Source organism: Pelomonas sp. Root1237 (assembly GCF_001425055.1).
Taxonomy (GTDB): Bacteria; Pseudomonadota; Gammaproteobacteria; order Burkholderiales; family Burkholderiaceae_C; genus Pelomonas.
On the sequence record NZ_LMDK01000018.1, the window covers coordinates 33,239 to 57,622 of the forward strand.

At 67.0% G+C, this 24,384-nt stretch carries 19 protein-coding genes and 2 tRNA genes; 20 read left to right on the forward strand and 1 reads right to left on the reverse strand.

Going from position 1 to position 24,384, the window contains the following annotated elements; translation table 11 throughout:
- The first annotated feature begins 70 nt into the window (after nt 1-70).
- From ASC91_RS20955 to ASC91_RS20980, 6 genes are all read left to right on the forward strand, one after another.
- Nucleotides 71-925 (forward strand): LysR family transcriptional regulator, encoded by an 855-nt coding sequence (locus ASC91_RS20955; RefSeq protein WP_082532886.1) that lies wholly within the window; start codon nt 71-73, stop codon nt 923-925.
- Nucleotides 926-999: 74 nt separating this feature from the next.
- Nucleotides 1,000-1,971 (forward strand): lipopolysaccharide assembly protein LapB, encoded by a 972-nt coding sequence (locus ASC91_RS20960; RefSeq protein ID WP_056201442.1) that lies wholly within the window; start codon nt 1,000-1,002, stop codon nt 1,969-1,971.
- A gap of 55 nt (nt 1,972-2,026) precedes the next feature.
- Nucleotides 2,027-2,845, forward strand: coding sequence for a prolipoprotein diacylglyceryl transferase (lgt, locus tag ASC91_RS20965; RefSeq protein ID WP_056201445.1), 819 nt, complete (start codon nt 2,027-2,029; stop codon nt 2,843-2,845).
- A 1-nt stretch (nt 2,846) separates the two neighbouring features.
- On the forward strand, nt 2,847-3,575 hold the full coding sequence (gene dnaQ, locus ASC91_RS20970; RefSeq protein WP_056201448.1) for a DNA polymerase III subunit epsilon: 729 nt from the start codon (nt 2,847-2,849) through the stop codon (nt 3,573-3,575).
- 34 nt (nt 3,576-3,609) lie between these two features.
- Nucleotides 3,610-3,684: transfer RNA gene (locus ASC91_RS20975), tRNA-Val, on the forward strand.
- A 38-nt stretch (nt 3,685-3,722) separates the two neighbouring features.
- Nucleotides 3,723-3,797: transfer RNA gene (locus tag ASC91_RS20980), tRNA-Val, on the forward strand.
- Nucleotides 3,798-3,995: 198 nt separating this feature from the next.
- Here the strand turns inward: ASC91_RS20980 and ASC91_RS30405 are convergent.
- Complete coding sequence (locus ASC91_RS30405; protein ID WP_235532046.1) at nt 3,996-4,205, reverse strand: hypothetical protein; 210 nt, start codon at nt 4,203-4,205, stop codon at nt 3,996-3,998.
- Between the two features lie 284 nt (nt 4,206-4,489).
- Here ASC91_RS30405 and aceE point away from each other — a divergent pair, with 284 nt between their 5' ends.
- The 14 genes from aceE to ASC91_RS21055 all read left to right on the forward strand — a co-directional run bounded on the left by aceE (nt 4,490) and on the right by ASC91_RS21055 (nt 24,379).
- Nucleotides 4,490-7,162, forward strand: coding sequence for a pyruvate dehydrogenase (acetyl-transferring), homodimeric type (gene aceE / locus ASC91_RS20990; RefSeq protein WP_056202431.1), 2,673 nt, complete (start codon nt 4,490-4,492; stop codon nt 7,160-7,162).
- A gap of 8 nt (nt 7,163-7,170) precedes the next feature.
- Nucleotides 7,171-8,778: a dihydrolipoyllysine-residue acetyltransferase gene (gene aceF / locus ASC91_RS20995; RefSeq protein ID WP_056201452.1), complete on the forward strand. Its 1,608-nt coding sequence runs from the start codon at nt 7,171-7,173 to the stop codon at nt 8,776-8,778.
- An 11-nt stretch (nt 8,779-8,789) separates the two neighbouring features.
- Entirely contained in the window at nt 8,790-10,544 is a 1,755-nt protein-coding gene (lpdA, locus tag ASC91_RS21000) for a dihydrolipoyl dehydrogenase (protein ID WP_056201454.1), read from the forward strand.
- A gap of 3 nt (nt 10,545-10,547) precedes the next feature.
- Entirely contained in the window at nt 10,548-11,336 is a 789-nt protein-coding gene (locus ASC91_RS21005) for an alpha/beta fold hydrolase (RefSeq protein ID WP_056201464.1), read from the forward strand.
- 36 nt (nt 11,337-11,372) lie between these two features.
- Nucleotides 11,373-13,670, forward strand: coding sequence for an NADP-dependent malic enzyme (locus tag ASC91_RS21010; RefSeq protein WP_056201467.1), 2,298 nt, complete (start codon nt 11,373-11,375; stop codon nt 13,668-13,670).
- Between the two features lie 8 nt (nt 13,671-13,678).
- Complete coding sequence (gene lipA, locus ASC91_RS21015) at nt 13,679-14,611, forward strand: lipoyl synthase (RefSeq protein WP_056201470.1); 933 nt, start codon at nt 13,679-13,681, stop codon at nt 14,609-14,611.
- Nucleotides 14,612-14,660: 49 nt separating this feature from the next.
- Nucleotides 14,661-16,004: a dicarboxylate/amino acid:cation symporter gene (locus ASC91_RS21020; protein ID WP_056201473.1), complete on the forward strand. Its 1,344-nt coding sequence runs from the start codon at nt 14,661-14,663 to the stop codon at nt 16,002-16,004.
- A gap of 31 nt (nt 16,005-16,035) precedes the next feature.
- Nucleotides 16,036-17,370 carry an NAD(P)/FAD-dependent oxidoreductase gene (locus ASC91_RS21025; protein WP_056201476.1) on the forward strand — a complete coding sequence of 445 codons (1,335 nt, stop codon included), beginning with the start codon at nt 16,036-16,038 and terminating at the stop codon, nt 17,368-17,370.
- 239 nt (nt 17,371-17,609) lie between these two features.
- The gene (gene phaC, locus ASC91_RS21030; RefSeq protein ID WP_056201484.1) at nt 17,610-19,238 is read left to right on the forward strand and encodes a class I poly(R)-hydroxyalkanoic acid synthase; all 1,629 of its coding nucleotides are present in this window, start codon (nt 17,610-17,612) and stop codon (nt 19,236-19,238) included.
- A 35-nt stretch (nt 19,239-19,273) separates the two neighbouring features.
- Nucleotides 19,274-20,455 carry an acetyl-CoA C-acetyltransferase gene (locus tag ASC91_RS21035; RefSeq protein WP_056201486.1) on the forward strand — a complete coding sequence of 394 codons (1,182 nt, stop codon included), beginning with the start codon at nt 19,274-19,276 and terminating at the stop codon, nt 20,453-20,455.
- 34 nt (nt 20,456-20,489) lie between these two features.
- Nucleotides 20,490-21,236 (forward strand): acetoacetyl-CoA reductase, encoded by a 747-nt coding sequence (gene phbB / locus ASC91_RS21040; protein WP_056201489.1) that lies wholly within the window; start codon nt 20,490-20,492, stop codon nt 21,234-21,236.
- 10 nt (nt 21,237-21,246) lie between these two features.
- Nucleotides 21,247-21,945, forward strand: a complete 699-nt coding sequence (locus tag ASC91_RS21045) for a DUF6781 family protein (RefSeq protein WP_056202434.1) — start codon at nt 21,247-21,249, stop codon at nt 21,943-21,945.
- 23 nt (nt 21,946-21,968) lie between these two features.
- Nucleotides 21,969-23,378 (forward strand): cytochrome ubiquinol oxidase subunit I, encoded by a 1,410-nt coding sequence (locus ASC91_RS21050; RefSeq protein WP_056201497.1) that lies wholly within the window; start codon nt 21,969-21,971, stop codon nt 23,376-23,378.
- A 5-nt stretch (nt 23,379-23,383) separates the two neighbouring features.
- A complete protein-coding gene (locus ASC91_RS21055; RefSeq protein WP_200955320.1) occupies nt 23,384-24,379 on the forward strand; it encodes a cytochrome d ubiquinol oxidase subunit II in 996 nt (331 codons plus the stop codon).
- Nucleotides 24,380-24,384 lie beyond the last annotated feature (5 nt).

The following is a 24,384-nucleotide window of genomic DNA, read 5'->3' on the forward strand; positions in this document are numbered from 1 at the left end:
GCAGTTTGGCGCGCCTGAGTTTGATTTTCAAATATATTGTTCACTCTGCATTGATATGCATGGTGAATCAATGATCGAACTGCGCCCCCTCCAGCAATTCCTCGCCGTGGCCGAGCTGCTGCACTTCGGCCGTGCCGCCGAGCGCCTGCACATGAGCCAGCCGCCGCTGACCCAGGCCGTTCGCAAGCTGGAGGCCCAGCTCGGTGTGCAGCTGTTCGAGCGCAGCAGCCGCAGCGTGCGTCTGACGCCGGCCGGCGCGGCGTTGCAGGCGTCGGCGCAGAAGCTGCTGCTTGAGGCCGCCGCGCTGCCGGCCGAGGTGAGGGCGGTGGCCGACGGCCTGTCCGGGCGACTGCGCCTGGCCTTTGTGTCGACTGTCGGCTTCGGCGGCCTGCCGCTGTGGCTGCGCTCCTTCCGCGAGGCCTGTCCGCAGGTGGCCCTGGCGCTGCGCGAGGCGACGCTGGACGTGCAGCTGCGCGAGTTCGAAGCCGGCAGCATCGACGCCGGCTTCGTCATCCACACGCCCGGCGCTGCGCCGGTGGGCTTCCAACGCCTGTCGATCGGTATCGAACCGCTGGTGCTGGCCCTGCCCAGCAGCGACGAAACGCCGACCGACGTGCAATGCCGCTCGGCGCCGCTGGTGATCTTTCCGCGCGAGGTGGCGCCGTCGCTGTACGACGCCATCCTGGCCCACCACGGCGCGGCGGGCGTGGCCCAGGAGGCCATCCAGATGCAGACCATCGTCAACCTCGTCTCCGCCGCCATCGGCGTGGCCTGGGTGCCGGCCAGCCTGCAGGGCCTGCAACGGGCTGGCGTGACCTATCGTGCGCTGCCCGGTGCGCCGCAGGTCGAGACCAGCCTGATCTGGCGTGCCGATGCGCCGCCCGTCGTCGCGCGCTTCGTCGAGCACGTGCGCACCCATGCCTGAAGTCATGCGTAAAAACCCGTGTCGCCGTGGATGCTGCTGCAACGTTAACGAATTCACACTCTGGAGACCCCTGCATGACCCTTCGCCTGCTCCCCCTCGCCCTGGCCCTGCTGGCCGGCGCCGCCCAGGCCGACCTGCTCAAGGACCCGCAATGGCAGGCGTGGCTGGATGCCGGCAAGACCGCCGACCTCGTGCGCGCCGCCAAAGCCAAGGGTGATGACGACCAGGCCGCTGTCGCTCTCGCCATGGCCGCCGTCGACGACAACGACGGTGCCCGGTTGGAGGCAGCCATCCCTGCCTTGCAAAACTGCTCAGAGAAGCGCCCGCAGGCCGTCTGCAGCTATGCCCTTGGGCGTGTCTACGGCCAGCAGGCCATGGCGGCCAGCGTCTTCAAGATGCCTGGCCTGGCGAGCAAGACCAAGGAGCAGTTCGCCAAGGCCGTCGAGCTCGATCCGGCGCTGTTCGAGGCACGCAGCGGCCTGACGCAGTTTTATCTGATGGCCCCGGGCTTTGCCGGCGGCAGCGTGCCCAAGGCCAAGGAGCTGGCCGCGGAGGTGCAGCCGCGCCAGCCCGAGCAGGCCAAGGTGTTGCGCGCCATGCTCGCCATGAACGACAAGGATTGGGCCGGCGCCGAGCGCGAGTTGGCCAGCGCCAAACCGGGCGACGACCGCACGGTGGTCCGCGAGCTGCGCGGCCAGTGGACGCGCCTGGGTTTCGAGTTCATGGAGCAGAAGAACCTGCCCAAGGCCCGCGGCATCTTCGAGGCCCTGCAGCGCGACTATCCCGGCCACGCCGCCGGCCCCTATGGCCTGGGCCGTGTGCTGACGGAGCAGGGCCAGCCCGATGAAGCCGTCAAGGCCTTCGAGCGCGCGCGGGCCCTGGAAGGTGCGGAGCGCATGCCCATCGACCATCGCCTGGGCCAGGCCCTGATCGCCAAGGGCGACAAGGCTGGTGCCAGGGCGGCGCTAGAGCGCTTCGTGCAGAACAAGCGCGCCAATCCGCGCAACGTCGACGAGGCGAAGAAACTGCTGGCCGGCCTGGCTTGACAGGGCAGGGCGGTGCGCTGGCTATGATGCCGGCCGCTCTTCTTCCCATCGGGCCATGCTGGTTCATCCTCAGTTCGACCCCATCGCCGTCCACATCGGTTCCGGCGGCATCCATTGGTATGGCATCACCTACCTGATCGCCTTCGGCCTCTTCCTGTGGCTGGCCACGCTGCGCTCGCGCATGCCCCAGCACGCAGCCGTGGGCTGGACCAAGCGGGACGTCGACGATGTGCTGTTCTACGGCGTGCTCGGCGTCGTCGTCGGCGGGCGACTGGGCTATTGCTTCTTCTACAAGCCGAGCTACTACATCCAGCACCTGAGCGAGATCGTCCGGGTCTGGGATGGCGGCATGTCCTTCCATGGCGGCCTGCTTGGGGTGTTGCTCGGCCTGTATCTGTTCGGGCGTCGCCGGGACCGCGGTTTCTTCGAGATTTCGGACCTGATCGCGCCTTGCGTGCCGACCGGCATCATGGCCGTGCGCCTGGGCAATTTCATCAATGGCGAGTTGTGGGGCAGGCCGGCGCCGGCCGATCTGCCCTGGGCCATGAGATTCCCGCAGGCGCATGACATCGAGGGCGTTGTGCGTCACCCCTCCCAGCTCTACCAAGCAGCCGGCGAGGGCTTGCTGCTCTTCATCATCCTGTGGCTCTATGCCCGCAAGCCACGCGCGACCGGGCAGATCTCCGGCGTCTTCATGATGGGCTATGGCGCGCTGCGCTTCGTGGCCGAATACTTCCGTGAGCCCGATGACTTCCTCGGCCTGCGCGCGCTGAGCTGGAGCCAGGGACAGTGGCTGAGCCTGCCAATGGTCATCGTTGGTGCCGCCATCTTTGCCTGGGCCACCAAGCGCAATCAAAGGCCGGTCCAAGGTTGACATGAGACAGATCTTCTTCGACACCGAAACCACCGGCCTGGAGGCCGACAAGGGCGACCGCGTCATCGAGGTCGGCTGCGTCGAAATGGTCAACCGCCAGCTCACCGGCAACCACCTGCACCTCTACATCAACCCGGAGCGCGCCAGCCACGAGGACGCGCTGCGGGTGCACGGGCTGACCGAGGCCTTCCTGTCGGACAAGCCCAAGTTCGCCGAGATCGTCGACCAACTGCTGGCCTTCCTGGCCGGCGCCGAGCTGGTCATTCACAACGCGTCGTTTGACATCGGCTTCATCAATGCCGAGCTCAAGCGCCTGAAGCGCGGCGTGCTGACCGACCATGTGGGCGGCGTGCGCGACACGCTGCTGATGGCGCGCGACCTCTTTCCCGGCAAGGCCAACTCGCTGGACGCGTTGTGCCGTCGTTTGGAGGTCGACAACACCAAGCGGGTGCTGCACGGCGCGCTGCTGGACGCCGAACTGCTGGCCGACGTCTACATCCGCCTGACGCGTGGCCAGGACGCGCTGTTGATGGACGAGCATGGCGACAACGCCAGCGGCGACAGCCACGCCGCCATCGAGGCCGTGGACCTGTGCCGCTTCGTGCTGCCGGTGCTGCACGCCAGCGAAGCCGAGGCCGCGGCGCATGAGAAATTGCTTGCCGACCTCGACAAGGCCGCCGGTGGCGCCTGCAAGTGGCGAGTGCTGGAGCCCGCTCAACCCATGGCATAATCGCGGGCTTCGCGGAAGTCGAGATTCGCTTTCGGGGCGGTTAGCTCAGGGGTAGAGCACCACATTCACACTGTGGGGGTCGCAGGTTCGAAACCTGCACCGCCCACCAAGACTCTTGGAGTTGCGGTGGATTCAGTTTTCAGGATTGGGCGGTTAGCTCAGGGGTAGAGCACCACATTCACACTGTGGGGGTCGCAGGTTCGAAACCTGCACCGCCCACCAATCAAGGACTCAAGGAAGCCGGCTGCGTGCCGGCTTTTGCTTTTCCAGCTCTGTGTATTGAGCACCACCTTGACATGGTGGGGGTCGTTGGTTCGAATCCAATCGCGCGTACCAAATTCGGTAGGTAGAACAAGCACTTAGCGGCGATGCCAGGTGCTTTTTCTTGTGCGCTCAGCATGAGCACACTCTTGCGGGTGACTACGCTGCCGAGAAGCGTGAGGCGTGGGCTCTGATTGGCGTGAGACTTGAGTCGATCATGGGCGAGTCATCGTAAGCGCTCATGCGGTACACGCCGTCAGTGCCGAGCGCGTGTTGAACACCGTGCGAGCCAGCGACACAGTTGCGCGGGTCGGCGGTGACGAATTCGTTGTTCTGCCGTCGGGAATCGCCGATGAGGACGGTGGACATGGACCTGGGATCCAGCCCGAGACGCCGTCCCCAGCGCTTTGGATTGGACTGCAACATCAAGCTCCAGGGTTTGCGCGCACAGAGCAGCCCGGCGGACCGGGCTGAGCAACTGGGCAAATGCCGGATATCCAATGCCGCGACGCTGTTGGATCGGGTGAATCTATTTCGAATCAAAGACTTAAGTAGATGCTTCGTGCAAAGGGCGCACTGGCACGCCCGTTGCTATTTCCGGAGGCCGGCCGCATTCACGGATGCGAGACACGGCGGACAAAACCGGAGACAGCATGAGCACCATGGGCGATACCGACCCCGTCGAAACGGGCGAGTGGGTCGATGCATTGAGCGCGGTCCAGCAGCACCGCGGTGGCGAGCGCAGCAACTTTCTTCTCAACCGGCTTGTCGACCAAGGCCGGCGGGACGGCGTCTATGTGCCGCGCTCCCTGACCACGGCCTACTGCAACACCATCCCGCCGGAGCGCGAGGAGAAGAGCACCGGTGACCGCGCGATCGAGCACCGGCTGCGCTCCATCATTCGCTGGAACGCGATGGCGATCATCCTGCGGGCCAACAAGGATTCTTCGGAGCTGGGCGGCCACATCGCCAGCTTCCAGTCCGCGGCCACGCTCTACGACATCGGCTTTGGCCACTTCTGGCATGCCGCGACCGACACCCATGGCGGCGACCTGCTGTTCATCCAGGGCCACAGCTCGCCGGGCATCTATGCGCGCGCCTTTCTTGAGGGCCGGTTGACCGAGGCGCAGCTGCTCAACTACCGGCAGGAGACCGACGGGGAGGGCATCCCGTCCTACCCGCACCCGTGGCTGATGCCGGACTTCTGGCAGTTCCCCACCGTGTCGATGGGCCTGGGCCCACTGATGGCGATCTACCAGGCGCGCTTTCTCAAGTACCTGCATGGCCGGGGCCTGGCCGACACGGCGCCGCGCAAGGTCTGGGCCTTCATGGGCGACGGCGAGATGGACGAACCCGAGTCGCTGGGTGCGATCTCGCTGGCTGGCCGCGAAAACCTGGACAACCTGGTCTTCGTCATCAACTGCAATCTGCAGCGCCTGGACGGCCCGGTGCGCGGCAACGGCAAGATCGTGCAGGAGCTTGAAAGCGTGTTCCGCGGCGCTGGTTGGAACGTCATCAAGGTGCTGTGGGGCAGTGGCTGGGACGCACTGCTGGCCAAGGACAAGAGCGGCAAGCTGTTGGAGCGCATGGAGGAATGCGTCGACGGCGAGTACCAGGACTTCAAGAGCAAGAGCGGCGCCTATGTGCGCGAGCATTTCTTCGGCAAGTACGAGGAGACGCGCGCGCTGGTGGCCGACATGAGCGACGACGAGATCTGGGGCCTGACGCGTGGTGGGCACGACCCGGTCAAGGTCTTTGCCGCCTACGCCGCTGCGGTCAAGCACACCGGCCAGCCGACGCTGATCCTGCCCAAGACGGTCAAGGGCTATGGCATGGGCGAGTCGGGTGAAGGCCAGATGATTGCCCACCAGGCCAAGAAGATGACCCAGGACGCGCTGCGCGGTTTCCGCGACCGCTTCCAGATCCCGGTGAGCGACGAGGACCTGCCCAACATCCCCTTCATCAAGCTGGCCGAAGACAGCCCGGAGATGAAATACCTGCGCGCGCGGCGCGAGGCGCTGGGCGGCTATCTGCCGCAGCGGCGGCAGAAGTCCGCGGCGCTGGAGATCCCGCCGCTGGCCAGCTTCCAGCGCCTGCTGGACAGCAGCGGCGAGCGCGAGATCAGCACGACGATGGCCTTTGTGCAGATGCTGGGCACGCTGGTGCGCGACAAGCAGATCGGCAAGCACGTCGTGCCCATCGTGCCGGACGAGTCGCGCACCTTCGGCATGGAGGGCATGTTCCGGCAGCTGGGCATCTGGTCGTCACTGGGCCAGCTCTACAAGCCGCAGGACGCCGACCAGCTGATGTACTACCGCGAGTCCAAGGACGGGCAGGTGCTGCAGGAGGGCATCAACGAGGGCGGGGCGATGTCGAGCTGGATCGTCGCGGCCACCTCGTACAGCACGAACAACGTGCCGATGATCCCGTTCTACATCTACTACTCGATGTTCGGCCTGCAGCGCGTGGGCGACCTGGCCTGGCTGGCCGGCGACATCCGCGCCCGCGGCTTCCTGCTCGGCGGCACGGCCGGTCGCACGACGCTGAACGGTGAAGGCCTGCAGCATGAGGACGGCCACAGCCACATCCTGGCCGGCACGATCCCGAACTGCATCAGCTACGACCCGACCTTCGCCTACGAGGTCGTGACCATCATCCGCGACGGCATGCGGCGCATGTATGCCGAGCAGGAGGACGTGTATTACTACGTCACCCTGATGAACGAGAACTACCCGCACCCCGGCATGCCCGAGGGCAGCGAGGCGGGCATCCTCAAGGGGCTCTACCAGCTCAGCGACGGCGGCAAGACGGCCAAGAAAGGCCTGCGCGTGCAGCTGATGGGCAGCGGCACCATCCTGCGCGAGGCGATGTTTGCGGCCGAACTGCTGAAGGCCGACTTTGGCGTCACCGCCGATGTCTGGAGTGCCACCAGCTACAACGAGCTGCGCCGCGACGGCATGGCGGTCGAGCGCTGGAACCGCCTGCATCCGACCTCGGCCCCGCGCCAGAGCCATGTCGAGCAATGCCTGGCCGGCCACGACGGCCCGGTCATTGCGGCCACCGACTACATGCGCAACTACGCCGACCAGGTGCGCGAGCAGGTGCAGGCCGCAGGCCGGCGCTACACGGTGCTGGGCACCGACGGGTTCGGTCGCAGCGACTACCGGCGCAAGCTGCGCCGCTTCTTCGAGGTCGACCGCTGGCATGTGGCCGTGGCGGCGCTGAAGGCGCTGGCCGATGACGGCGTGATCAAGCCGGCTGTCGTGGCGGAAGCGATTGCCAAGTACGGCCTCGACGCCGAGCGTGCGGCCCCCTGGACTGTGTGAGGCGCGACATGAGCAATCTGATCGATATCAAGGTGCCCGACATCGGCGACTTCAAAGACGTGCCGGTGATCGAAATCTTCGTCAAGGTCGGCGACGTGGTGAAGGCCGAGGACCCGCTGCTTTCGCTGGAGTCCGACAAGGCGACCATGGACGTGCCGGCGCCGCGCGGCGGCAAGGTGCAGGCCATCCGCGTGCAGGTCGGCGACAAGGTCGGTGAAGGCAGCGTGATCATGGTCTTCGAAGGCGAGGGCGCCGCTGCCCCAGCCGCAGCGGCTGAACCGGCCAAGCCCAGCGTCGTCGCGCCGCCCTCCGCCGTCAGCGCACCAGCCGGTGTGGCCGAGGTGCGCGTGCCCGACATCGGCGACTTCAAGGACGTGCCGGTCATCGAGATCTTCGTGAAGGTCGGCGACACGGTGAAGGCCGAGGACCCGCTGGTTTCGCTGGAGTCCGACAAGGCGACGATGGACGTGCCGGCGCCGCTGTCGGGCGTCGTCAAGGCCATCACGGTCAACGTCGGCGACAAGGTCAGCGAAGGCTCTGTGATCCTGTCGCTCGTCACGGGTGAAGCCACGGCGGCGCCGCCGGCGGCCGCGGCGGTCGCGGCAGCAACTGGCGCAGGCGCTGCGGCCGCACCGGCTGCGGCATCCGCTGCAAGCACTGGCGCGGGCGTCGACGAAACCGCCTTTGCGCTGGCCTACGCCGGCCCGGCCGTGCGCAAACTGGCACGTGAGCTGGGCGTCAACCTCGGCCATGTGAAGGGCAGCGGCGACCACGGCCGCATCCTGCGTGAGGACGTCCAGGCCTTCGCCAAGGGGGGCGGCGCGGCAGCGGCGGCAGCACCTGCGGCCAAGCCGGCGCCGGCGGCGGCTTCTGGCGGCGGCCTGGACCTGCTGCCCTGGCCCAAGGTCGATTTCGCCAAGTTCGGCCCGGTCGAGCGCAAGGAGATGTCGCGCATCAAGAAGATCTCGGGCGCCAACCTGCACCGCAACTGGGTCGTCATCCCGCATGTCACCACGCATGACGAGGCCGACATCACCGACCTCGAGCAGTTCCGCGTGCAGATGAACAAGGAGCTGGAGAAGAGCGGCGTCAAGATCAGCATGCTGCCCTTCATGATGAAGGCGGCGGTCGCGGCACTGAAGAAGTTCCCCGAGTTCAACGCCAGCCTCGACGGCGACGCGTTGGTCATGAAGAACTACTGGCACATCGGCTTCGCGGCCGACACGCCCAACGGGCTCATGGTGCCGGTCATCCGCGATGTCGACAAGAAGACCGTGCCGCAGATCGCCACCGAGATGGGCGAGCTGGCCAAGCTGGCGCGCGACGGCAAGTTGAAGCCCGACCAGATGCAGGGCGGCACGTTCACGATCAGCTCGCTGGGCGGCATCGGCGGCATCTATTTCACGCCCATCATCAATGCGCCCGAGGTGGCCATCATGGGCGTCTGCAAGAGCTACTGGAAGCAGCATTCCAGCGACGGCAAAACCTCTAGCTGGCGCCTGACCCTGCCGCTGTCGTTGTCCTGGGACCACCGCGTCATCGACGGCGCGGCGGCCGCTCGCTTCAACGTCCATTTCGCCAACGTGCTCGCCGATCTGCGGCGCGTGCTGTTCTGAAGGCAAACCCAATGACTCAACTGCTTGAAGTCAAGGTTCCCGACATCGGGGACTTCAAGGACGTCGCCATCATCGAGCTGCTGGTCAAGCCCGGCGAGGTGATCGCGGTGGAAACGGCGCTGATCATGGTCGAGTCCGACAAGGCCTCGATGGAGATCCCGTCCACGCACGCCGGCACCGTCAAGGAGCTGAAGGTCAAGCTGGGCGACAAGGTCAGCGAAGGCTCGGTGATCCTGGTGATCGAGGCGGCGGGAGCGGTGGCAAGCGCGCCTGCTCCGGCCCCGGCTGCACCAGCTCCAGCGCCCAAGGCATCGGCGACGGCGCCTGCCGCCGGCAGCTTCGCCGGCAAGGCCGATGTCGAGTGCGAAGTGCTCGTGCTCGGCGCCGGCCCTGGTGGCTACTCCGCAGCTTTCCGCAGCGCGGACATCGGCATGAAGACGGTGCTTGTGGAGCGCTATGCCACGCTGGGTGGTGTCTGCCTGAATGTCGGCTGCATCCCGTCCAAGGCGCTGCTGCACACGGCCAGCGTGATGGACGAGGTGAAGTCGCTCGGCCGCCACGGCATCAAGTTCGCCGCGCCGGAGATCGACATCGATGCATTGCGCGGCTTCAAGGACGGCGTTGTCAAGAAGCTCACCGGCGGCCTGGCCGGCATGGCCAAGGCGCGCAAGGTCGAGGTCGTCACCGGCGTCGGCAGCTTCCTCGACCCGCACCATGTCGAGGTGCTGGCCGCCGACGGCAAAAAGACTGTCGTCAAATTCGCCAAGGCCATCATTGCCGCCGGCTCGCAGGCGGTGAAGCTGCCCTTCATGCCGGAGGACGAGCGCGTCGTCGACTCGACCGGCGCGCTGCTACTCAAGGGCATCCCGAAGCGCATGCTGGTGATCGGCGGCGGCATCATCGGCCTGGAGATGGCCACCGTCTATTCGACGCTGGGCACGCGCATCGACGTGGTCGAGATGCTGGACGGGCTGATGCAGGGCGCCGACCGCGACCTGGTCAAGGTGTGGGAGAAGGTCAACGCACCGCGGTTCGACAACGTGATGCTGAAGACCAAGACGGTCGGCGCCAAGGCGACGAAGGCCGGCATCGAGGTCAGCTTCGAGGGTGAGAAGGCGCCGAAGGAGGCGCAGGTCTATGACCTGGTACTGGTCGCCGTCGGCCGCAGCCCCAACGGCAAGAAGATCGGTGCCGACAAGGCCGGCGTGGCGGTCACCGACCGCGGCTTCATCGAAGTCGACAAGCAGATGCGGACCAATGTGCCGCACATCTTTGCCATCGGCGACATCGTCGGCCAGCCGATGCTGGCGCACAAGGCGGTCCACGAGGCGCATGTGGCCGCCGAGGCCGCTCACGGCGAGCCGGCCTTCTTCGACGTGCGGCAGATCCCGTCGGTGGCCTACACCGACCCCGAGGTCGCCTGGGCCGGCAAGACCGAGGAGCAGTGCAAGGCCGAGGGACTCAAGATCGGCAAGGCCGTGTTCCCCTGGGCGGCCTCGGGGCGGGCCATCGCCAACGGCCGCGATGAGGGCTTCACCAAGCTGCTGTTCGACGAAGCCACCCACCGCATCGTCGGCGGCGGCATCGTCGGCACCCATGCCGGCGACCTGATCAGCGAGGTCTGCCTGGCCATCGAGATGGGCTGCGAGCCGGCCGACATCGGCAAGACCATCCACCCGCACCCGACGCTGGGCGAATCCATCGGCATGGCGGCCGAGGTCTTCGAGGGCCATTGCACCGACCTGCCGCCGCAGAAGAAGAAGTAGCCGATGGCACTCGCTCTCTCCTTCGAGACCGTCGGCAGCGGCCCGCCGCTGCTGGTGCTGCACGGGCTGTTCGGCTCCAGCAGCAATTGGCGCGGTATTGCGCGGCAACTTGCCGCGACTCACACCGTCATCACTGTCGACCTGCGCAACCACGGCGCCTCGCCCTGGGCGGATGCGATGGGCTATGTCGAGATGGCCAACGATGTGTTGCAGCTGATTGACCGCCTGGGCCTGAAGGCGCCAGCCGTGATGGGCCACAGCATGGGCGGCAAGACAGCGATGGCCCTGGCCCTGAAGCATCCGCAGCGCGTCGGCCAGCTCTTTGTGGTCGACATCGCGCCGGTCGTCTATGCCGACCAGCAGACGCCCTTTGCCGACGCGATGCGCGGTGCCGATGTGATGGCCGCCGCCAGCCGCGCCGAGGTGCAGGGGCGTTTGCAGCAGGCCGTGTCTGACCCGGGCGTGGTGCCCTTCCTGATGCAGAACCTGGTGATGCATAACGCGCACTTCGACTGGCGCATCAACCTGATGGGCATCAGCGCCGCGATGCCGCAGTTGTGTGGCTTCCCGAGCGAGCTGCTGGGGGCGAGCTATGCCGGCCCGCTGACCGTGATTGCCGGCCGGGATTCCGACTACGTCGTGCAGCTGGACGGGGCCGCGTTCCGGCCGATGTTCCCGCGTGTCGAAGTGCAGGTCGTCGAAGGCGCCGGCCACTGGGTGCATGCCGACCAGCCCGCCGCCTTCGTGGCCTGCGTCCGGCATGCCTTGCGCGAGGCCGCGCCCGTTGCCTGAACCGAAGCCATCCGCAAAGAACGACAGGAGACCGCCATGACCGACAAGCTGCGCGAGGCCGCGCTCGATTACCACCGCTACCCGACGCCGGGAAAGATCTCAGTCACGCCGACCAAGGCGATGGCCACCGCGCGCGATCTGTCGCTGGCCTATTCACCCGGCGTGGCCGATGCCTGCATGGCCATCGTCGACGACCCGCAGGAGGCCGGCAACCTGACGGCGCGCAGCAACCTGGTCGCCGTCATCACCAACGGCACCGCGGTGCTGGGCCTGGGCAATATCGGCCCGCTGGCGAGCAAGCCGGTGATGGAAGGCAAGGGCTGCCTGTTCAAGAAGTTCGCCGGTATCGACGTGTTCGACATTGAGCTGGCCGAAAACGACCCCGATGCGCTGATCGACACCATCGCGCGGATGGAGCCCACCTTTGGCGGCATCAACCTGGAGGACATCAAGGCGCCCGAGTGCTTCTACATCGAGACCAAGCTGCGCGAGCGCATGAAGATCCCGGTCTTCCACGACGACCAGCACGGCACGGCCATCGTCGCAGCGGCGGCCATCCTGAATGCGTTGAAGCATGTCGGCAAGAACATCGCCGAGGTCAAGCTGGTGGCGTCCGGTGCCGGCGCGGCGGCCCTGGCCTGCCTGGACCTGGCCGTCAGCCTGGGCCTGAAGATCGAGAACATCTTCGTCAGCGATGCCAAGGGCCTGGTCTACATGGGCCGCGCCGAAGGCATGGACCCGAACAAGGCCCGCTATGCGCGCGACACCGGCGCCCGCACGTTGGCCGAGGTGATCCCGGGCGCCGACATCTTCCTGGGCCTGTCGGCGGGCGGCGTGCTCAAGCCCGAGATGGTCAAGACGATGGCGCGCGACCCAATCATCCTGGCGATGGCCAACCCGACGCCGGAGATCATGCCGGAGGAGGCGCTGGCCGTGCGGCCCGACGCCGTCATCGGCACCGGCCGGTCGGACTATCCGAACCAGGTCAACAACGTCCTGTGCTTCCCCTTCATCTTCCGTGGTGCGCTGGACACCGGCGCCACGACCATCAATGAAGAGATGAAGCTGGCCGCCGTGCGCGCCATCGCCGAGCTGGCGCATGCCGAGATCCCCGAGGTGGTGGCCGCGGCCTATGGCGCCGTGGGCCTGCGCTTCGGCCGCGACTACCTGATCCCCAAGCCCTTTGACCCGCGCCTGATCGAGGTGGTGGCGCCGGCCGTGGCGCAGGCCGCGATGGACAGCGGCATCGCCAGCCGGCCGATTGCCGACATGCCGGCCTACCGCCAGCGCATGTCGCAGTTCGTCTACCAGTCGGGCAGCAGCATGCAGCCGCTGTTCGCCGCCGCCAAGCGAGCGCCCAAGCGGGTCGTCTATGCCGAGGGCGAGGACGAGCGCGTCTTGCGCGCGGCCCAGGTGGTGGTCGATGAAGGCCTCGCGCGGCCGTTGCTGCTCGGGCGGCCTGAGGTGATCAAGCAGCGCATTGCCGACTTCGGCTTGCGGCTGGTGCCCGGCGCGGACTGTGAGGTGGTCAACCAGCTCGACCCGGCGGTCTATGGCGACGCGGCGGACGACTACTTCCAGCTGCGCCGCCGCGACGGCGTGTCACGCGCGGCGGCGCGGGCCGACATGCGCAGCCGCGGCACGCTGCTGGCGTCGATGCTGGTGCGCCAGGGCCGGGCCGATGCGATGCTGTGCGGCACCTTCGGTAACTACGGCGATCACCTGCGGCATGTGCGCACCGTGATCGGCCTGCACGCCGGCACGCAGACGCTGGCCGCGATGCAGATGCTGATGCTGCCCGGGCGCCAGCTCTTCATCTGCGACACCCATGTCAACCGCGACCCCAGCGCCGAGCAGGTGGCCGAGATCGCGCTGATGGCGGCCGAGGCCGTGCGCCGCTTTGGCGTGGCGCCGAGCGTGGCCCTGCTGTCGCACTCCAGCTTCGGCGGCTCCGACGCGCCGTCGGCGCTGAAGATGCGTGCCGCGCTGGGCCTGATCAAGGCCCGTGACCCCGGCCTCGCCGTGGAGGGCGAAATGCGCGGCGACGCCGCCCTGTCCAAGACCATCCTGGACCAGGAGTTCCCCGAGTCGGGCCTGGACACCGAGGCCAATGTGCTGGTGATGCCCAACGTCGATGCGGCCAACATCTCCTACAACCTGCTGCGCATCGCGGCGGGCAACGGCATCACGGTGGGCGGCATCCTGCTGGGTGCCGCGCAGCCGGTGCACATCCTGACGCCCTCTGCGACGGTGCGCCGCATCGTCAACATGACGGCGCTGGCGGTGGCGGATGTCGCGGCGGCGCAGCGGGTCAGCGCCCGCAGCATCGACTGAAGACGGGCATGAACGAGCCCGTCATCCAGCGCGGCACGGCCAAGACGGCGCGCATTCCCATCCATGTCGAGGCGACGGCCGCGCTGGCCAAGCCGCCGTGGATACGGGTGCGGCTGTCGCAGGGCGAGAACTTCCGCGAGGTCAAGCGCGTGCTGCGCGAGGGCGGCCTGCACACGGTCTGCGAAGAGGCCGCTTGCCCCAACATCGGCGAGTGCTTCGGCAAGCGCACGGCCACCTTCATGGTGCTGGGCGCCTTGTGCACGCGGCGCTGCCCGTTCTGTGATGTCGCCCATGGCCAGCCCCTGCCGCCGGACCCGCTGGAGCCCGCGAGCCTGGCTGACACGGTGGCAGCGCTGGGCTTGAAGTACGTCGTCATCACCAGCGTCGATCGCGACGACCTGCGTGACGGCGGTGCGGCGCATTTCGCCGCCTGCATCCGTGCCGTGCGGCGCGAGTCGCCCGCCACCCGCATCGAGGTGCTGACGCCGGACTTTCGCGGCCGGGCGACGATCGCGCTGGACATCCTCGCCGCCGACCCGCCGGACGTGATGAACCACAACCTCGAGACCGTGCCGCGCCTGTACCGCCAGGCGCGGCCGGGCGCCGACTATGGCCATTCGCTGCGGCTGCTGCAGTCCTTCAAAGAGCGCTGCCCGCAGGTGCCGACCAAGTCCGGCCTGATGTTGGGCCTGGGCGAAACCGATCAGGAAGTGACAGCCGTCATGCACGACCTGCGCGAGCACGGCGTCGAGATGCTCACCGTGGGCCAGTACTTGCAGCCCCGGCCCGGCAACCTGGTCGTGCAGCGCTACGTGGAGCCGCAGGCCTTCGAGGCGCTGGCCGCCCGGGCGCGTGCGCTCGGCTTTGTGCATGCAGCCTGCGGGCCGCTGGTGAGATCGAGCTACCACGCCGACGAGCAGGCGCACGCCGTCGGCCTCTGACCCCGCATCAACAAGAACGCACCCCGAACAGCATCACCAGGAGACACACGTGGACCACCAACCCGTATCAAAGCCCTTCTACAGGTCGCTCTACTTTCAGGTCATCACGGCCATCGTCATCGGCGTGCTGCTGGGTCATTTCTGGCCCGAGACCGGCGCCAGCATGAAGCCGCTGGGCGACGGCTTCATCAAGCTGATCAAGATGATCATCGCGCCCATCATCTTCTGCACCGTGGTGGTCGGCATCGCCGGCATGGAGGACATGAAGAAGGTCGGCAAGACCGGTGGCCTGGCCCTGCTGTACTTTGAAGTCGTCAGCAGCGTTGCGCTGGTGGTGGGCCTGGTGATCATCAACCTCGTGCAGCCTGGCACCGGCATGAACATCGATGTCACGACGCTGGACACCAAGGGCATCGCCGCCTACACCGGCCCGGGCAAGATGGCCACCACCACCGAGTTCCTGCTCAACGTGATCCCGAGCACGGTGGTCGACGCCTTCGCCAAGGGCGAGATCCTGCAGGTGCTGCTGTTCGCGGTGATGTTCGGCTTTGCGTTGCACAAGTTCGGCGGCCGCGGCACGCTGGTGTTCGACTTCATCGAGAAGTTCTCGCACGTGCTGTTCGTCATCGTCGGCTACATCATGAAGGTGGCGCCCATCGGCGCGTTCGGCGCGATGGCCTTCACGATCGGCAAGTACGGCGTGTCTTCGCTGCTGCAACTGGGCCAGCTGATGGCGACCTTCTATGCCACCTGCCTGTTCTTCATCTTCATCGTGCTCGGCAGCATTGCCAGGGTGCACGGCTTCTCGATCTGGAAGTTCATCAAGTACATCAAGGAAGAGCTGCTGATCGTGCTGGGCACTTCGTCCAGCGAATCCGTGCTGCCGCGCATGATGGCCAAGCTGGAGAACCTGGGCGCCAAGAAGTCGGTGGTCGGGCTGGTCATCCCCACCGGCTACTCGTTCAACCTCGACGGCACGTCCATCTACCTGACGATGGCCGCCGTCTTCATTGCCCAGGCCACCAACACGCCGATGACGCTGACGCAGCAGCTCACGCTGCTGCTGGTGCTGCTGCTCACCTCCAAGGGCGCGGCCGGCGTGACCGGCAGCGGCTTCATCGTGCTGGCGGCCACGCTGTCGGCGGTGGGCCACGTGCCGGTGGCCGGGCTGGCGCTGATCCTGGGCATCGACCGCTTCATGTCCGAAGCGCGCGCGCTGACCAACCTGATCGGCAATGGCGTGGCCACCGTGGTCGTGGCGAAATGGACGAACGACCTGGACGTGCCGCGCATGCAGCGGCTGCTGAACAACGAGAGCACTGCCGAAGCTGAAGAGCCCGAGGCCGTGCTGGACACGTCCGAGGCGCACATGCCGGCTCAACCGGTGCGTTGAAGCGCAGCGCATAACTGCCACGGTGAGCAGCATGACCCCTCGCGAACCTGTGCATCGCATCGTCATCGTCGGTGGCGGTGCGGGCGGGCTTGAACTGGCCACGCGGCTGGGCGAAACCCTGGGCAAGCGGGGCAGGGCGGAGATCACGCTGATCGACAAGAACCGCACCCATGTCTGGAAGCCCAAGCTGCACGAGATCGCCTCGGGCAGCATGGACCTGAGCGCCCATGAGGTGGACTACCTGGCGCAAGCGCACTGGCACCATTTCCGCTTCAGGATCGGCGAGATGACGGCGCTGGACCGGCAGCGCCGCGAAGTGCGCGTGGGCCCGTACCGGGATGACGAGGGCCGGGAGGTGACGCCTGACCGGGTGTTCGGCTACGACACCCTGGTGCTGGCGCTGGGCAGCCTGAGCAATGACTTCGGCACGCCCGGCGTGGGCGAGCATGCACTGAAGCTGGAGTCCAAGGCCGACGCGCAGCGCTTCCATGCGCGCATGGTGAATGCCTGCATCCGCGCCCATGCCCAGGCCACGCCGCTGCGGCCCGAGCAGTTGCACGTGGCCATCATCGGCGCCGGCGCCACCGGCGTGGAGCTCGCGGCCGAGCTGCACCGCACGACGCGCGAGGTGGTGGCCTACGGGCTGGACCGGGTGGACGCCGACAAGGACATCCAGGTCAACTTGATCGAGGCGGCCGAGCGCGTGCTGCCGGCGTTGCCACCGCGCCTGTCGCAGGCGACCGAGGCCCTGCTCGTCAAGCTTGGCGTGGTGGTCCACACCTCGGCCAAGGTGGCCGAGGTGTTGCCGGACGGCGTGCGCCTGGCCGACGGCCGTGTGCTGCCGGCCGAGCTGGTGGTCTGGGCGGCCGGCGTCAAGGCGGCGGACTTCCTGAAAGACATTGCCGGGCTGGAGACGACGCGCAGCAACCAGCTGCTCGTCCAGCCGACGCTGCAGACCACACGAGATGAAGACATCTTCGTCATCGGCGACTGCGCGGCCTGCGCCTGGCCCGAGGCCAATGGCGGCAAGGGCGGCTGGGTGCCGCCGCGCGCCCAGGCTGCACACCAGCAGGCCTCGCATGTGGCCAGGCAGATCAAGCGCCGGTTGACGGGGCAGCCTTTGCGGCCCTACCAGTACCGGGACTTCGGCTCCCTCGTCTCGCTGGGTGAGTTCAGCACCGTCGGGAACATGATGGGCGGGTTGATTGGTGGCAGCCTGATGATCGAAGGCGCCTTCGCCCGGCTGATGTATGTGTCGCTCTACAAGATGCATGAACTGGCGCTGCACGGCTTCGCCAAGATGGCCCTCGACACGCTGGCCCGCCTGATCACGCGGCGCACCGAACCGCATGTGAAGCTGCACTAAACCTAGGTCCGGCAGTTGACCGCTTACTACTCAACGAAAGTCTCGATGCGTCAGCAACTTGAGCCTTCCGCAACGTTTACCACTTCGGTGACGAACGCTGCACGCCCGCTGGTCTGGCGCTTCGACCCGCTGGCCGCGTTGCTCCTCCTTGTGGGCACGAGCCCACTGCGTCGTCGCGCCTTGCCACCGGCTCGCCTCGCCAGCCCCTCGGGCGCGCCCAACTGCCGGACCTAGGTTTCATGAACACCCCCGCACCCAAGCCCGATGCCGGCCAATGGCTGGACGATCTGCTGCGCACGCAAGCCACCCTCTGGCCCGCAGCGGCATCAGTGATCCAGACCTGGCAGCAGAACGTGGCCCAAATGGGTGCGTTCTGGGCTGCCGCCTTTGCTCCCGATACTGCCGTCGACCGCCGCTTTGGCGCCGAAGCCTGGCAGAAGGACCCGCGCTTCGCACCGCTGGCACAGAGCTATCTGCAATTCACCCGCTCGGTGGGCAAGGCGCTGGACGCCGCGCCGCTGGACGAGCGCAGCAAGGCGCAATGGGGCTTTGCGCTGCGCCAGGTGTTGGACGCGATGAGCCCGGCCAACTTCCTGGCCACCAACCCCGAGGCGCTGCAGGGTGCGCTGGACAGTGGCGGCGCCAGCCTGGTGGAGGGTGCCCGGCTGTTCCTGGCCGACATGGGCAAGGGCCGCATCTCGATGTCGGACGACCAGGCCTTCGAGGTAGGCCGCGATCTGGCCACGACACCGGGCAGCGTCGTCTACGAGAACGAGTTGATCCAGCTGATCCAGTACGCGCCCACCACGTCGCACGTCTACCGGCGCCCGCTGCTGATCGTGCCGCCCTGCATCAACAAGTTCTACATCCTCGACCTGGGAGAGAGCAACTCGCTGGTGGCCTACGCGGTGGCGCAAGCCCACACGGTGTTCCTGGTCTCCTGGCGCAATGTCGGCGCCGAGCAGGGCGGCCTCAGCTGGGACGACTACATCGAGCAGGGCGTGTTGCAGGCGCTGTCGGTGGCGCAGCGCATCAGCCGCGTGACCCAAGTCAACACGCTGGGCTTCTGCGTCGGTGGCACCCTGCTGGCCAGCGCGCTGGCGGTGGCGGCGCAGCGCGGCGAGCAACCGGCCGCCAGCGTGACGCTGCTGACGACGATGCTCGACTTCAGCGACACGGGCGAGTTGGGCCTGATGGTCGACGAAGCCATGGTGGCCAAACGCGAGGCGGAAATCGGCCAGGGCGGCCTGCTGCACGGGCGCGAGCTGGCGCAGGTGTTTGCGGCGCTGCGGGCCAACGACCTGATCTGGCCGTATGTGGTGAACAGCTACCTCAAGGGCCAGGCGCCGCCAGCCTTCGACCTGCTGTTCTGGAACGGCGACGACACCAACCTGCCGGGCCCGATGTATTGCTGGTACTTGCGCCAGACCTATCTCGAGAACCGCCTGCGCGAGCCCGGCGGCACGGTGCAGTGCGGTGTGCCCGTCGACCTGTCGTCCATCGCTGCGCCGGCCTTCATCTACGCCTCGAAAGAGGACCACATCGTGCCTTGGCAGACCGCCTACGCCAGCACCGGGCTGCTGGGCGGCGAGACGCGCTTCGTGCTGGGCGCCAGCGGCCATATCGCCGGTGTCATCAACCCGCCGGCCAAGCGCAAGCGCCACCACTGGACTGGCGAGGTGGCGGCCACGGCGTCGGCCTGGCTGGACGCGGCCGAGCAGGTCGAGGGCAGCTGGTGGCCCGCCTGGAGCGACTGGCTGGCCAGCCATGCAGGCGAGCGGATTGCCCCACCGCGAAAGCCGGGCAACGCCGCCTTCCCCGTCATCGAAGCGGCACCAGGGCGCTATGTGAAGGCGCGTGCCGAGTGATTCAAGCAGATCTATTCAACCCCAAGGAGACAGACATGACCGATATCGTGATCGTGGCCGCACAGCGAACAGCGGTGGGCAAATTCGGCGGCACCCTCGCCAAGACCGCAGCGCCGGACCTGGGCGCGCATGTCGTCAAGGGCTTGCTGGAAAAGGCCGGCGTGCCGGGCGACGCGGTGTCCGAAGTCATCCTGGGCCAGGTGCTCACCGCCGGTTCGGGGCAGAACCCGGCGCGCCAGACGGTCATCAAGGCCGGCCTGCCGGTCTCGGTGCCGGGCATGACGATCAACAAGGTCTGTGGCTCGGGGCTGAAGGCGGTGATGCTGGCGGCGCAGGCCATCAAGTGCGGCGACGCTGAGATCGTCATTGCCGGCGGCCAGGAGAACATGAGCGCCGCCCCGCATGTGCTGCCCGGTTCGCGCGACGGCCAGCGCATGGGCGACTGGAAGCTGGTCGACACGATGATCGTGGACGGCCTCTGGGACGTCTACAACCAGTACCACATGGGCACGACGGCCGAGAACGTGGCCAAAAAGTACGGCATCAGCCGCGAGATGCAGGACGCCCTGGCCCTGGCCTCGCAGCAGAAGGCTGCGGCGGCCCAGGAGGCGGGGCGCTTCGTGGACGAGATCCTGCCCTTCAGCATTGCGCAGAAGAAGGGCGATGCAGTAGTGTTTGCGGCCGACGAGTTCGTCAACCGCAAGACCAACGCCGAAGCCCTGGCCGGGCTGCGCCCGGCCTTCGACAAGGCCGGCTCGGTGACGGCCGGCAACGCCTCCGGCCTGAACGACGGCGCCGCCGCCGTGCTGGTGATGTCGGCTGCGCGGGCCGCCGCGCTGGGCCTGAAGCCTCTTGCCGTGATCCGCGGCTATGCCAGCGCCGGGCTGGACCCGACCATCATGGGCATGGGGCCGGTGCCGGCCTCGCGCCTGTGCCTGCAAAAGGCCGGCTGGAACGCGCAGGACCTGGACCTGATGGAGATCAACGAGGCCTTCGCCGCCCAGGCCAGCGCGGTCAACCAGGAGATGGGCTGGGACACCAGCAAGATCAACGTCAACGGCGGCGCCATCGCCATCGGCCACCCCATCGGCGCGTCGGGTTGCCGCATCCTCGTGACGCTGCTGCATGAGATGCGTCGCCGCGGCGCGGCCAAGGGCCTGGCCTCGCTGTGCATCGGCGGCGGCATGGGGGTTGCGCTGGCGGTAGAACTCGCGTGAAGTCACTTCCTCAACAACACACTGGAGACAAACGATGACTCAACAACATGTGGTGCTCGTCACCGGCGGCATGGGCGGCCTGGGCGAGACGATTTCCGTCAAGATGGTCGAGGCCGGCTACAAGGTGGCGGTGACCTATTCACCGGGCAACAAGACGCATGCCGAATGGCTGGCGCAGATGAAGGAGCGCGGCTACGACATCCTGGCCGTGCCCTGCGACGTGGCGGACTACGACTCCTGCGGTGACGCGGTGGCCGCCGTGCAGGCCAAGCTGGGCGCCATCGACGTGCTGGTCAACAACGCCGGCATCACGCGCGACATGACCTTCAAGAAGATGGACAAGGTGAACTGGGACGCCGTGCTGCGCACCAACCTCGACAGCCTGTTCAACATGAGCAAGCAGGTGGTCGACAGCATGGCCGAGCGGGGCTGGGGCCGCGTCATCAACGTGTCGTCGGTCAATGGCTCCAAGGGTGCGTTCGGCCAGACCAACTACTCGGCCGCCAAGGCCGGCGTGCACGGCTTCACCAAGGCGCTGGCGCTGGAGGTGGCCAAGAAAGGCGTCACCGTCAACACCATCTCACCCGGCTACATCGGAACCAAGATGGTCACGGCGATTCCGAAGGAGGTGTTGGACAGCAAGATCCTGCCGCACATCCCGGTCGGGCGCCTGGGCAAGCCCGAGGAGGTGGCCGGCCTGATCATCTACCTGGCCTCCGAGGAGGCGGCCTTCGTCACCGGGGCCAATATCGCCATCAATGGCGGTCAACACATGCAATGAGGGCGACACCATGATCAAACACGGCATCGATCAGGACGCGCTGATCAACCAGTTCTCGCAAGCGACGGCCAAGCAGGGCGATGCCTTGCGCAAGGCTGTCTACGAAGGCACCTTGAAGGCCTTGCAGGGCCGCGAGCTGAGCCTGGCCAACATCAAGCAGGTGCTCAACACGGTGGCCAAGGCGGCGTCCACTGGTGCGGCCAGCAGCCCGCTCGATCCGGCCGCTGTTGAGGGCCTGCTCGGCAAGGCCTTCGCCGGCATGGACGCCGCGCTCGAGCAGGCCGTGCAGGCCAACCGCAAGGCCTTGCAGCAGATGGTGGACCAGGGCGTCAGCCTCGGCGAGACCCAGGTCAAGAAGGCGCTGGCCGACATCGACAAGATGGAGGACGCGCTGTTCTCTGCCGTGCGCAAGGCATCGGCGGGTGCAGGCGCTGCTGCCATCCCCGAAGGGCCGTGGGCGAATGTGCTCAAGGGCATGCAGGGCAAGGCCACCGGCACGGGCGCGCAGGCCAGTGCGACGCTCGAGCAGCTGATGGACCAGGCGCAGCAGGGATTGCGCGACGGCCGGGCATTGGGCCTGAAAGCGTCGCAGGCCATGCTGGACAGCTACACGACGCTGGTCAGCGGCGTGTTGATCGGCATGTCCGATGCGCTGCAGCAGGGCGGCTCGGCCCCGGCGCCGGCGCCGACCCGGTCGCGCAAGTCCTGACCCGCTGAAAGAGGGGAGCAACGATGGATGCGCTGATGCTGGCCCGCATGCAGTTCGCGGCCAACATCAGCTTCCATATCCTCTTCCCCACGATCAGCATCGGCATGGGCTGGCTGTTGCTGTTCTTCCGCTGGCAATGGCTGAGGACGCGGCACGACCGCGATGCCGGGCTGGCCCGCGGCTGGTTGGACGCCTACCGCTTCTGGACCAAGGTGTTCGCGCTGACCTTTGCGCTGGGCGTGGTCAGCGGCATCACGATGAGCTTCCAGTTCGGCACCAACTGGCCCGGCTTCATGGAGAAGGTCGGCAATATCGCCGGCCCGCTGCTGGGCTACGAGGTCCTGACGGCGTTCTTCCTGGAGGCTGGCTTCCTCGGCATCATGCTGTTCGGCCACGGCAAGGTGAGCGAGAAGGTGCATCTGATGGCGACCTTCTTCGTCGCCTTTGGCACCACCTTGTCGGCGTTCTGGATCCTGGCGCTGAACTCCTGGATGCAGACGCCAACCGGCTACGAGATCCGCGACGGCGCGTATCACGTGAAGAGCTGGGTGGAGGTCATCTTCAACCCCTCCTTCCCCTATCGCTTCAGCCACATGGTGCTGGCCTCGGCGCTGACCTGCGCCTTCCTGCTGACTGGCCTGTCCGCCTGGCAACTGCTGCGCGGCGTGGCGCAGCGCTCGGCGCCGCGGGTGCTGCGCGTCGGCATCACGCTGGCCGCGCTGCTGGTGCCAGTGCAGATCTTCGTCGGCGACATGCATGGCCTGAACACCCTGCATCACCAGCCGGCCAAGATCGCCGCGATGGAAGGTGTCTGGGAGACAGAGCGTGGCGTGCCGCTGCTGCTGTTCGCCATTCCCGACGCGGCCACGCGCAGCAACCACTTCGAGATCGCCCTGCCCCGCGTGGCCAGCCTGATCCTCACCCACGACCTCGACGGCGAGATCAAGGGCCTGAACAGCTTCGGTGATGCCCACCCGCCGCCGCTGCCGCTGTTCTTCGCCTTTCGCGTCATGGTGGGCGTGGGCATGCTGATGCTGGCGACGAGCTGGCTGGGCTGGTGGCTGGGCCGGCGGGTCGGCTGGCAAGCGAGGGCGTTGCCGCGCGCCCTGCTGTGGCTGTTTGCCGGCATGACCTTCTCCGGCTGGGTGGCGACGCTGGCCGGCTGGTATGTCACCGAGATCGGCCGCCAGCCCTTCATCGTCTACGGCCTGGTGCGCACGGCAGACGTGGTGTCCAAGGTGCCGTCGGCAATGGTCGGGGCGACGCTGGTGCTCTACGTCGCGCTCTACCTGGCGCTGATCCTTGCCTACGTCACGGTGCTGAAGTACATGGCCGAGAAGCCCGAGGAAGTGCTGGCGATGGACGCGGCCGAGCAAGCGGTGACGCCGGCCGGCGCCATCACCTCACCCGTCGTGAAGGGCGGTACCGCATGACCTGGATGAGCTTCGACGCCGCCTTGCCCATCGTCTTCATGGTGCTGATGGGCCTGTCCATGCTGATCTACGTGATCAGCGACGGCTACGACCTCGGCGTCGGCATGTTGATGCATCGCGCCACCGACGCCGAGAAGGACGTCATGGTGGCGTCCATCGGCCCCTTCTGGGACGCGAACGAAACCTGGCTGGTGCTGGGCGTGGGCATCTTGCTCATCGCCTTCCCCAAGGCCCACGGCCTGGTGCTGGGCGAGCTCTACCTGCCGGTCACGCTGATGCTGGTAGGCCTGACCCTGCGCGGCGTGGCCTTCGACTTTCGCGTCAAGGCCAAGGACACGCACAAGCGCACCTGGGACCGCCTGTTCTTCGCCGGCTCGACGCTGGCTTCGGTGGCCCAGGGCTGGATGCTGGGCCGCTATGTCAGCGGGTTTGGCGAGGGCTGGAACTACCCGCTGTTCGCCGGGGCCATCGCTATCGCGTTGCCCATGGCCTATGTGTTGATGGGCGCGGCCTGGCTGATCATGAAGACCGAGGGGGAGCTGCAGGTGCGCGCGGTGGCCTGGGCCCGCATTGCCTGGGCGCCCATGGTTGGCGGGCTGGTGCTGATCTCGATGGCCACGCCCTGGGTCAGCCCCACCGTTCGCGAGCGCTGGTTCGCGCTGCCCGAGATCATTGCGCTGCTGGCCATCCCGATGATGACCGGCGTCAGCCTGCTGGCCGTGCTGGCGCTGCTGAGGACGCCCCAGGTGCGCGGGCCGCTGTGCTGGCTGCCGTTCGCACTGCTGGTGCTGGTGTTCGTGCTCGGCTTCCTGGGCCTGGCCTACAGCATCTACCCCTATGTGGTGCTGGATCAGCTGACGCTCTGGCAGGCGGCCAGCAGCCCCGAGGCGCTGAAGGTGATCCTGGTTGGCGTGTGCATCTCGGTGCCGGCCATCATTGGCTACACCGTGTTCTCCTACCGCGTGTTCCGTGGCAAGGCGGGTGAATTGACCTACGCATGAGCCAG

Excerpts from the sequence above, each read along its gene's own strand:
- ASC91_RS20955 (WP_082532886.1), top strand. The coding sequence starts at position 71 with ATGATCGAACTGCGCCCCCTCCAGCAATTCCTCGCCGTGGCCGAGCTG.
- ASC91_RS20960 (WP_056201442.1), top strand. The coding sequence starts at position 1,000 with ATGACCCTTCGCCTGCTCCCCCTCGCCCTGGCCCTGCTGGCCGGCGCC.
- lgt (WP_056201445.1), top strand. The coding sequence starts at position 2,027 with ATGCTGGTTCATCCTCAGTTCGACCCCATCGCCGTCCACATCGGTTCC.
- dnaQ (WP_056201448.1), top strand. The coding sequence starts at position 2,847 with ATGAGACAGATCTTCTTCGACACCGAAACCACCGGCCTGGAGGCCGAC.
- ASC91_RS30405 (WP_235532046.1), bottom strand. The coding sequence starts at position 4,205 with ATGTCCACCGTCCTCATCGGCGATTCCCGACGGCAGAACAACGAATTC.
- aceE (WP_056202431.1), top strand. The coding sequence starts at position 4,490 with ATGAGCACCATGGGCGATACCGACCCCGTCGAAACGGGCGAGTGGGTC.
- aceF (WP_056201452.1), top strand. The coding sequence starts at position 7,171 with ATGAGCAATCTGATCGATATCAAGGTGCCCGACATCGGCGACTTCAAA.
- lpdA (WP_056201454.1), top strand. The coding sequence starts at position 8,790 with ATGACTCAACTGCTTGAAGTCAAGGTTCCCGACATCGGGGACTTCAAG.
- ASC91_RS21005 (WP_056201464.1), top strand. The coding sequence starts at position 10,548 with ATGGCACTCGCTCTCTCCTTCGAGACCGTCGGCAGCGGCCCGCCGCTG.
- ASC91_RS21010 (WP_056201467.1), top strand. The coding sequence starts at position 11,373 with ATGACCGACAAGCTGCGCGAGGCCGCGCTCGATTACCACCGCTACCCG.
- lipA (WP_056201470.1), top strand. The coding sequence starts at position 13,679 with ATGAACGAGCCCGTCATCCAGCGCGGCACGGCCAAGACGGCGCGCATT.
- ASC91_RS21025 (WP_056201476.1), top strand. The coding sequence starts at position 16,036 with ATGACCCCTCGCGAACCTGTGCATCGCATCGTCATCGTCGGTGGCGGT.
- phaC (WP_056201484.1), top strand. The coding sequence starts at position 17,610 with ATGAACACCCCCGCACCCAAGCCCGATGCCGGCCAATGGCTGGACGAT.
- ASC91_RS21035 (WP_056201486.1), top strand. The coding sequence starts at position 19,274 with ATGACCGATATCGTGATCGTGGCCGCACAGCGAACAGCGGTGGGCAAA.
- phbB (WP_056201489.1), top strand. The coding sequence starts at position 20,490 with ATGACTCAACAACATGTGGTGCTCGTCACCGGCGGCATGGGCGGCCTG.
- ASC91_RS21045 (WP_056202434.1), top strand. The coding sequence starts at position 21,247 with ATGATCAAACACGGCATCGATCAGGACGCGCTGATCAACCAGTTCTCG.
- ASC91_RS21050 (WP_056201497.1), top strand. The coding sequence starts at position 21,969 with ATGGATGCGCTGATGCTGGCCCGCATGCAGTTCGCGGCCAACATCAGC.
- ASC91_RS21055 (WP_200955320.1), top strand. The coding sequence starts at position 23,384 with ATGAGCTTCGACGCCGCCTTGCCCATCGTCTTCATGGTGCTGATGGGC.